The following is a 7,851-nucleotide window of genomic DNA, read 5'->3' as shown; positions in this document are numbered from 1 at the left end:
GAACTTCCCGTTCGGAGGGACGAGCATCCTGATCATGGTTGGTGTCGGCCTGGACACGGTCAAGCAGATCGAGAGCCAGCTGCAGCAGCGCAACTACGAAGGTTTCCTGCGGTAGTGCGTCTCGTCCCGGCCGCCCCGGAGCGCACCCGTCACCGGACCGTCTCCTGGACGGCGCCGACCTCGTCCATGCCGGGCGCCCTCGGTATCCAGCGCAGCGCGAGGACGCCAAGCGCGCCGTGAAGGACGGCCGCGGTGAGGGCGGCGGCGTGCAGACCCGTGACGAACGCGGCCTTCGCCTCACCGGCCACCGCCGGCGCCAGGTCGGCGATCTGGAGCGTCTCGTCGAGCGTGCCGGCCAGGTCCGGCCCCTGGAGCCGGAAGAGCAGGGCGGCGAGCGAGCCGAGGAGCGCGATGCCGAGGGCGTTGCCGATCTCGTTGCTGGTTTCGGCGATCGCCGCCGCGGAACCGGCGCGTTCCGGAGGGACCGCGGCGACGGCGGTGTCGGCGACGACGCTGAAGGAGATGCCGTAGCCGACGCCGGCGATGACGGTCGAGGCGATGTACCAGCCGATCCCGCCGGACAGGCCGATGGGCATCAGCACAAGCAGACCTACGACGATGCAGAAGTGGCAGGCGATGAGCGCTGCTCGTTTGCCGATGCGTTCGACCAGCGCCGGTGTGACGACGCAGGTGACGGTGAGCACCGCCGCGCCGGGAAGGGCGAGGAGGGCGGCGTGCAGCACGGACAGGCCGAGGACCGACTGGAGGTAGACGCCGGCGAGGTAGGCGGTCGCCGACCAGGCGGCCAGGGGCAGCAGCCCGGTGATGACCGCGATCGTGAACATCCGGTCGCGGAACAGGCGGAAGTCGATCAGCGGCTGGTCGAGGCGGCCCTGCCGCCGGACGAACCACCCGAGGATGGTGATGCCGGCGACCCCGGTGACCGCCGAGGTCACCGTCAAGCCCTCTGCGGCGGCGTGCTTGATCGCGTACACGCTCAGCAGGATGCCCGCGGCGGAGAGCAGGACGCTCAAGGCGTCGAGGCGACCCGGCCGGGTGGCGCGGACCTCGCGGAGCAGGATCGGGGCCAGCAGCAGGAACAGCAGGGCGACGGGGAGATTGATCAGGAAGACCGACCCCCACCAGAACCTGCTCAGCAGCTGTCCGCCGACGACGGGTCCGATCGCGAAGCCGGCGGCGAAGGTGGCCGCGAAGATCCCGATCGCTTTGGACCGCTGGCGCGGGTCGGTGAACAATTCGCTGAGCACCGCCAGTGCCGAGGGCAGCAGCGTGGCCCCGGCGACGCCCATCAGCAGCCGGAAGGCGATCAGCAGCGCGGGGGTGGGCGCGAATGCCGCTCCGGCTGAGCCGAGCCCGAACACCGCTGCGCCGATCAGCAGCAGTTTCAGCCGCCCGTACCGGTCGCCGAGGTTGCCGAACGCGATGAGCAGCGATCCAACGGCGAATCCGTAGACGTCCAGGATCCACAGGGCCTGATCGGCAGTGGGGGACAGGGCCTCGGTGATCTTGGGCATCGCCAGGAAGAGGACCGAACCGTCCATCGCCACCAGCAGTACGGGGCCGAGGATCACCAGCAGGCCGAGCCACGCCCGCAGGTCGGCTGAGTGAGGAGCATGCCGTTCGTTCATGTCCTCGACGGTGGGACGCCGGCCGCCCGACAGCCATACCCGCGCCATGGGTACACCCCGCAGGGACACCCAGGCCCGGACCGTCCCGCCTAGGCTGGGCCCATGGAGCTAGAGAGCCTCGGGACGTATCTGAAATCCCGTCGCGACCGGGTCAGGCCCACCGACGTCGGCCTGCGGACCTACGGCACCGCCCGCCGCGTGCCGGGCCTGCGCCGTGAGGAGCTCGCCCAGCTCGCCGGCGTGAGCGTCGGCTACTACACCCGGTTGGAGCAGGACCAGGCCGGCACCGCGTCCGAGCAGGTGCTCGATGCGCTCGCCCGCGTGCTCCAGCTCGATTCGGCCGAGACGGCCCACCTGCACAACCTCGCCCGTCAGAGCAGCGCATCACGCCTGGTACGCCCCGGCCCCGAGACACCGCAACCCCGGGTGCTGGCGCTCTTGGAATCTGTGGCGGAGACCACGCCGGCCCGTGTGCTCGGCCGCCGCGGCGACGTGCTCGCCTGGAACCGCATCGGACACGCGCTCTTCGCGGAGCACGTCGACTTCGACGCGCCCCGGGATCTCGCGCGGCGACCGTCTGTCCCTCGGATGTTCTTCCTCGATTCCCTGATGCGCGACCTGCATCGGAACTGGGACGAGCTCGCCCGCATCCACGTCGCCTACCTGCGGCTCACCGCCGGCCGGTATCCCACCGACGCCCGTCTCGCGGAGCTGATCGGCGAGCTCGCCATGCGCAGCGGCGACTTCGCCACGCTGTGGGCCACAGGCGACGTCGCGGACTGCACCGTCGGCACGATGCGCCTGCGACACCCCACCGTCGGAAGGGTCGACGTCGACTACCAGGTGTGGCTCCAGCCCGACAGTCCCGACCACCGGCTCGAGATCTTCACGGCCGGTGACGGCGCCTCGGCCGACGCGCTACGGCTCCTGGCCGGCCAGGTCACCGCCCGGCGACCCGCGGACTTCCGCACCGAGCCAGGCAGGCCGAGAACCGTCGAACAGGTGGGCACGAACACCACGGAAAGCGCTTCTTGAGAGAAGCTCGTCGCATCTACGGAGCGGTGGTGTTCCTCGTGGTGACGTCCGGAATCTAGGGCTCCTGCTTGAGCTGGATGATCTGGAGGTAGTTCCCGTCGGGATCCGCGAACGTCGCGAAGCGGCCGCCGGGGCGGTCCTCGGCGGGAGCGATCCAGTCCACGTCCGCCGCCCGCAGCTGCGCCTCGACGGCGTCGAAGTCGTCGACGTGGAAGTTGAGGATCATCCGGCCCGGCTCGTTGTTCTTCGTGTCCACGTCGTCGCGCTCTTCGATGATCAGCCAGAAGCCGCCCAGGTCGATCACTCCTTCGCCGTCGTGGCCGGGTGTGAGCGCCTTGCGGTACCAGTCACGCAGCTCCGCGGGGCGGGTGGTGCCGATCAGGATGCTGCCGGGCTTCGGTGTGATCATTTCGGGCTCCTTTGGTTGGTTTCATCGAGATGGCCGTGAGTAGGGGCGTCCGCGCACGTGCCGGCCGGGGTCACGTGGGACCGAGCTGGAAGGGGTTGTCGCCGGCGGCGAGGGCGGGAAGGAGTGTGGATTCGAGCATGCTGTAGAGATGCCGCTGGAACATGGGGCCGAAGGTCACTCTGGCGACTCCGAGGGAGGCGAGCTCCGACAGGGAGCGGGCGCCGCGGCCGTAGGCCACGTTGACGGGGCCGGAGATGCCTTCGGTGAGAGTCTTGATCATGGCAGGGTCGCCCACGCCGATCGGATAGACACAGTCCGCGCCGGCCTCGAGGTAGCGCGCGCCGCGCTCCAGGCTGGTGGCCAGCTGCTCCTCCGGAGTTCCCGCCTGGCGCAGGAACGCGTCCGTGCGGGCGTTGATGACCAGGTCCACGTTCAGCGACCGCGCCGCCTGGCGGACGGCGGCCAGGAAGTCCGCCTGCTCGCCGACGCTCAGCAGCTTCCCGCTCGCCGGGTCTGAGTCCTCCAGGTTCAGGCCGGCCGCTCCGGTCGCGGCGAACCGCTCGACCAGTTCCGCCGGCGCCAGCCCGTACCCGCGTTCGAAGTCCACGGTCAGCGGCACTTTCACCGCCTGCGCCATCCGCCGTGCCGCGTCCAGGACCGCCTGCACCGGAGCTGCCTCCCCGTCCTCGAATCCGAGGATCTGGGAGGTCGCGGCGCTGCTCGTGGCCACGGCGGAGAAGCCCGCGGCCTCCACCATCCGTGCCGAGGCCGCGTCCCAGGCGTTGGGGAGCACCACGGGTGTGCCTGGCACGTGCAGTCCTCGCAGCGCCGCGGCCTGTTCCGGCTTCGGCGTGGTCGCACCGGACGCGGCGGCTCCCGTGACGCCGGAGGAATCCTCGGCGGTCGTGGTCCGGCTGGATGAGTCGCTCATCTGGTTCTTCTTTCTCACGGATGGGTGCGTGTGGCGGCCGCGCGGGCAGCGGGGCTATGTCGTGGCGGGCAGGCCGGACCCGCCCAGGCGAGATCTCCTAGGATGAGCGTGGGCTCGCCAGCCCCCTGGCCGATGACGCCTGCCGGCTGCTCATGGGTGTCGTCCTTGTCAGGTGGTGAGGAGTCGTCGCCGGCGGCCGTGCCGGTGGCTCCCTCCTTCGAGCGAGATGGTAGCGTGATGCTAGCTAGAGTGCTTTCATCATGCAAGGAGGGGGGAGGGGTGCATGCTGGGTCGGATGTACGAAGGCGAGGACTGCGCGGCCGCGCGGGCGCTGGAGTTGGTCGGCGAACGCTGGAGTCTGCTGATCCTGCGCGATGCGCTCTTTCGGCATTTCACCCGGTTCTCCCAGTTTCAGGGCAGCCTGGCCATCGCACCGAACATCCTGGCCAAGCGCCTCAGCGGCTTGGTCGAGGCTGGGATTTTGCGTACGCATGCTCTTGAGTCCCGGCCGGGCCACCAGGAGTACCTGCTGACGGAGATGGGCCAGTCGCTCAAGCCGGTCATCGTCGCGCTGACGCGGTGGGGTGATCGTTGGATCGGCCCGGGGCCCGTGGAGTTCGTGCACCAGCGGTGCGACACGGAGGTCGAGCACGAGATCCGGTGTGCCGCCTGCGAGGACGACGTCGACCTCGCGGACGTGCAGGTCCGGCCGCGAGCATTCCAGCCGGCAGGGTAGCCGGAGGTCACGCCGTGCCGCGGTCGACGGAGTCTTCGCTACGCCTTGTCGAGGGTGATGCCGAGTTCGACCATGGCGGGGGAGGGAGGGCCGCCTTCCGAACGTTCGGTTTTCCTGCCGGGCACGCGTGGGGCCAGGGTGCGGGGATCGACGGCTTCGACGGGGGCCCCTGTGCTGTAGAAGCCCTGCGGCTGCTGGTCGCGGTCATGCGGCGCGAGCCAGAACACCCGGCGCAGGAAGGTCCCCGAGGCGGGGGAGCCCTTGGCGGTCGTGCCCAGGACGGCGTAGCCCACCATCCGGCCGTTGCGGTAGTAGGCGGGCTTGCGGCCGCGCGTCGGCAGCCGGTCGAGGCATTGGCGGACGTAGTCGAGGTCCTGGATGTCCTCGAGCCATACCAACTCGGTCTCGTGCGCGAGATTGTCGGGTGTGATCGAAGCGCTCACCGCTGCAACTCCTCACCGTCAAGATCGGAGATCAAGCCAAGCCCTGGATAGAACTTGCGAGAGTTCGACAGGAGCATCTCCCTCGGCGAGGCCATTCCCAGGGCGTCGCGCACGCGGGCTGCGAAGGCGCGAGCCGAGACGGGGGTTGCTCCTTCGTGACCACACCAACGAGTGTAAGCGCTGTAGAGGCTCGCTTGCTCGGCTCGCAGGGCCGGGTCGAGCTTGCACGCTTCGGTGACGAACCGGCCGACGACGTCTTCCGTGGCCTCGTAGGCGTCGGTCGCCAACCGCACGCGTTGCGGCCCGGACAGGTCCTTCTCGCCGTTCAAGTAGCGGCCGGCGCCCTCGATCAGCCAGGCCAGGATGCCCGGTCCCTCTTCCTGGACGAGGATGCGCGCGAGGTTGTCGATCTTGCGGTCCTCGGCCACGACCCGGTCGAAGGGGATCAGGCGCAGCCTGCGCCAGAAGGCGAACCCGCCGGTCATCACCTCGGGACGATGGTTGCCGAGCAGCCAGAGGTGGTGGGTGGGGTCGAAGCTGAAGAAGTCCTGCCGCATCCGGCGGGCCTTGATCTTGTCCCCGCCCGTGAGCAGCTTGACGCGGGCCTCGTCGAAACGGTCGCCCGGTTTGAGCTCCGAGCACACGATGATGCGCCGGCCGCGCAACTCCGCCAGTTCGGTCGGGTGCCCGTCGAAGGTCCTGGCCATCAGGAAGCCGGGAGGCGCCGCGTCTGCGTAGTCGCCCAGCAGTTGCAGCATCACCTCGACCAGCACGGACTTGCCGTTCTTGCCCTGCCCGTACAGGAACGGCATCACCTGGGCGCCGACGTCTCCGGTGATCGAGTAGCCGAGCAGTACATGGAGGAAGTCGATCGTCTGGCGTCCTTCGTCGTCACTTCCGAAGGTGTCCTCCAGGAATCGCCGCCACCGGGGCGTGGCCGCCCGCTGAGGGGAGACGGCGGTGGAACGCGAGTGCGGCTGCTTCAGCGGATCGGGGGCCGAGATGACGCCGCTGCGCAGGTCCACGACTCCCGCCGGAGTGCACAGCGCGTAGGGGTCGGCGTCGAGCGCGGACGGCGCCAGGACTATGCCCGGAGCCGCCTTGGCCTGGGCCAGCAGGGCGTGCATCCCCGTGGTGGAGAGCGCGCGCCGCCGATGCCGTCGCAACTCGGCGGAGCTGTGGCGACCCCGGGGGTCGAAGACCGTGAGTTGCTCTGCCATCTCGCCCGCGGCCCACATGACGGCGTCGCTCTCGTCCAGCACCCACCGGTGTCGCTCCCAGCGGAACCAGCCCATGCCGGGGACGTGCCGGAAGTCGCGGCCATAGATCTGTACGAACAGTTTGGCGTTGCCGCGGTCGGTCAGGCTGTCCGGCAGCAGACCATGATCGCCGACGGTCTGCCGGGCTGCGGCGACCGGGTCGAGCTCGTCCCGCCCCCGGGAAGGGCTCATGGCCGTTCCTGCGGATGGAACGGGCGGCGCTGCCCGGCGGCCAGGCCGGAGTCGATGATGCGCTCGAACCGTCGTTCCTGGCCGGGCCGGGCGTGCTGGGCGGCCCGGGTGAGCACGGCGTGGGCCATGCCGTGCGTGAGATAGCCGGCGGCGACGAGCCCACCGGCGGTGTAGGCGGCCCGGTTGAGCTTCGCGCTGAAGCCGGCTCCTTCCGGCACCAGCCGGCACGCCTCCACCTCCGCGACGAGCCGTCGTAACGTGCGGTCGCCCACGGCGTCGGGGCCGCCGCCGGCCTCCAGCACGGCCAGGCGGGCGCGCGGCGGCACGGCGGGTGTCGCCGGTGCGGGGTCCGGGGAGGCCAGGTGTCCCGTCCTGATCAGCTCGTGACGCAGCCACGAGGGCAGGAGCGCGGGCTCTCTGCACTCGCCGGCCGCGACGTAGGCGCCGTCCTTCGTACGTGTCCCCGGCGCGATGATGTAGCCCCCGGTGGCGCGTACATCGACCTGCCATGCCAGCGCGCGACCGGGCCCCGACCCGGTGGAGCACAGGAACCTGTCGCCGGGAGCCGCCCGATACCACACATGCAGGCCACCCGAAGGGGTGCGCACCCGCAGCGTGGATGCGTCGTCGGCGGGACTCTGCTCGCCGCGCAGCGCGGCGAGCAGGGCGATGGTGTGGAAACCGTTGGCCAGCCCGGACAGGTCGACCCGGGGATCGATGGTGATGCCGGGCAGGAGCCGCCCCCGGTCGGGGACCGGGGTGGGATGGGCGTCGACGTCGATCACCACCAGGCCCGCCGGCCCGCAGGCCACCCCCACCCCGAAGCCGGGCGTGTGTGACCACCACGAGGTGATGAGGTCCTCATCGAGAGTGGCGGCGAGGAACCCGTGACACCAGCGGCCCTGCTTCAGACACGGGCATCCCCGCGTGGTGTGGCCCCGCTCGCTGCAGGACGGGCAGTTTCCCGCAGGGGTTTTCGCGCCCGGCCGCAGCGGGTGCACCGGCCATCCCTGGCCGGCGCACCACAGGGCGACGGCCAGCGACCGGGGAAGGGCGGGCGCCGCGCGCTGACCGCGGTGATCGGAGTGCAGCGTCACGCCTTCCCTCCCCGCCCCTGATTCGATGCCGGCCGAGTCGCTGCCCCGCGAGAACGTCGCCCTGATGGCGGGTGTGCTTCGCCGCGGACAGCCCGTCCCG

Annotated in this window: 8 protein-coding genes; 2 read left to right on the top strand and 6 right to left on the bottom strand. The window is 70.4% G+C overall.

Translation table 11 applies throughout. The features are described 5' to 3' along the window. Positions 1-149 precede the first annotated feature (149 nt). A complete protein-coding gene (locus ADY59_RS22925; protein ID WP_231618839.1) occupies positions 150-1,697 on the bottom strand; it encodes an MFS transporter in 1,548 nt (515 codons plus the stop codon). Between the two features lie 54 nt (positions 1,698-1,751). Between ADY59_RS22925 and ADY59_RS22920 the strand changes: the two genes are divergently transcribed. Then, positions 1,752-2,684: a helix-turn-helix transcriptional regulator gene (locus ADY59_RS22920; protein WP_049565312.1), complete on the top strand. Its 933-nt coding sequence runs from the start codon at positions 1,752-1,754 to the stop codon at positions 2,682-2,684. A 55-nt stretch (positions 2,685-2,739) separates the two neighbouring features. Here the strand turns inward: ADY59_RS22920 and ADY59_RS22915 are convergent, their stop codons facing one another. Together ADY59_RS22915 and ADY59_RS22910 are read right to left on the bottom strand one after the other, a co-directional pair. Beyond that, positions 2,740-3,093, bottom strand: coding sequence for a VOC family protein (locus ADY59_RS22915; protein ID WP_049565310.1), 354 nt, complete (start codon positions 3,091-3,093; stop codon positions 2,740-2,742). Between the two features lie 70 nt (positions 3,094-3,163). Next, a complete protein-coding gene (locus ADY59_RS22910) occupies positions 3,164-4,024 on the bottom strand; it encodes an isocitrate lyase/PEP mutase family protein (protein ID WP_082310328.1) in 861 nt (286 codons plus the stop codon). Positions 4,025-4,319: 295 nt separating this feature from the next. On the opposite strand from ADY59_RS22910, the gene ADY59_RS22905 reads away from it, so the two are divergent. After that, positions 4,320-4,760: a winged helix-turn-helix transcriptional regulator gene (locus tag ADY59_RS22905; protein WP_197093798.1), complete on the top strand. Its 441-nt coding sequence runs from the start codon at positions 4,320-4,322 to the stop codon at positions 4,758-4,760. Between the two features lie 38 nt (positions 4,761-4,798). On the opposite strand, the gene ADY59_RS22900 is transcribed toward ADY59_RS22905, so the two are convergent. Genes ADY59_RS22900 through ADY59_RS22890 form a run of 3 tightly spaced genes read right to left on the bottom strand, consistent with a single transcriptional unit; the run spans position 4,799 to position 7,751 of the window. After that, positions 4,799-5,203, bottom strand: a complete 405-nt coding sequence (locus ADY59_RS22900; RefSeq protein ID WP_049565306.1) for a DUF6009 family protein — start codon at positions 5,201-5,203, stop codon at positions 4,799-4,801. After that, entirely contained in the window at positions 5,200-6,654 is a 1,455-nt protein-coding gene (locus tag ADY59_RS22895) for a DNA primase family protein (RefSeq protein ID WP_049565305.1), read from the bottom strand. The genes ADY59_RS22900 and ADY59_RS22895 overlap by 4 nt, the downstream gene beginning before the upstream one ends. Further along, positions 6,651-7,751, bottom strand: a complete 1,101-nt coding sequence (locus ADY59_RS22890) for a bifunctional DNA primase/polymerase (RefSeq protein WP_197093797.1) — start codon at positions 7,749-7,751, stop codon at positions 6,651-6,653. The genes ADY59_RS22895 and ADY59_RS22890 overlap by 4 nt, the downstream gene beginning before the upstream one ends. Positions 7,752-7,851: the final 100 nt, after the last annotated feature.

The sequence above is a fragment of the Nonomuraea sp. SBT364 genome (genome assembly GCF_001083785.1).
Classification (GTDB): Bacteria; Actinomycetota; Actinomycetes; order Streptosporangiales; family Streptosporangiaceae; genus Nonomuraea.
Note: the sequence above shows the minus strand (reverse complement) of the source record. Positions and strands in the feature narration are given on the sequence as shown.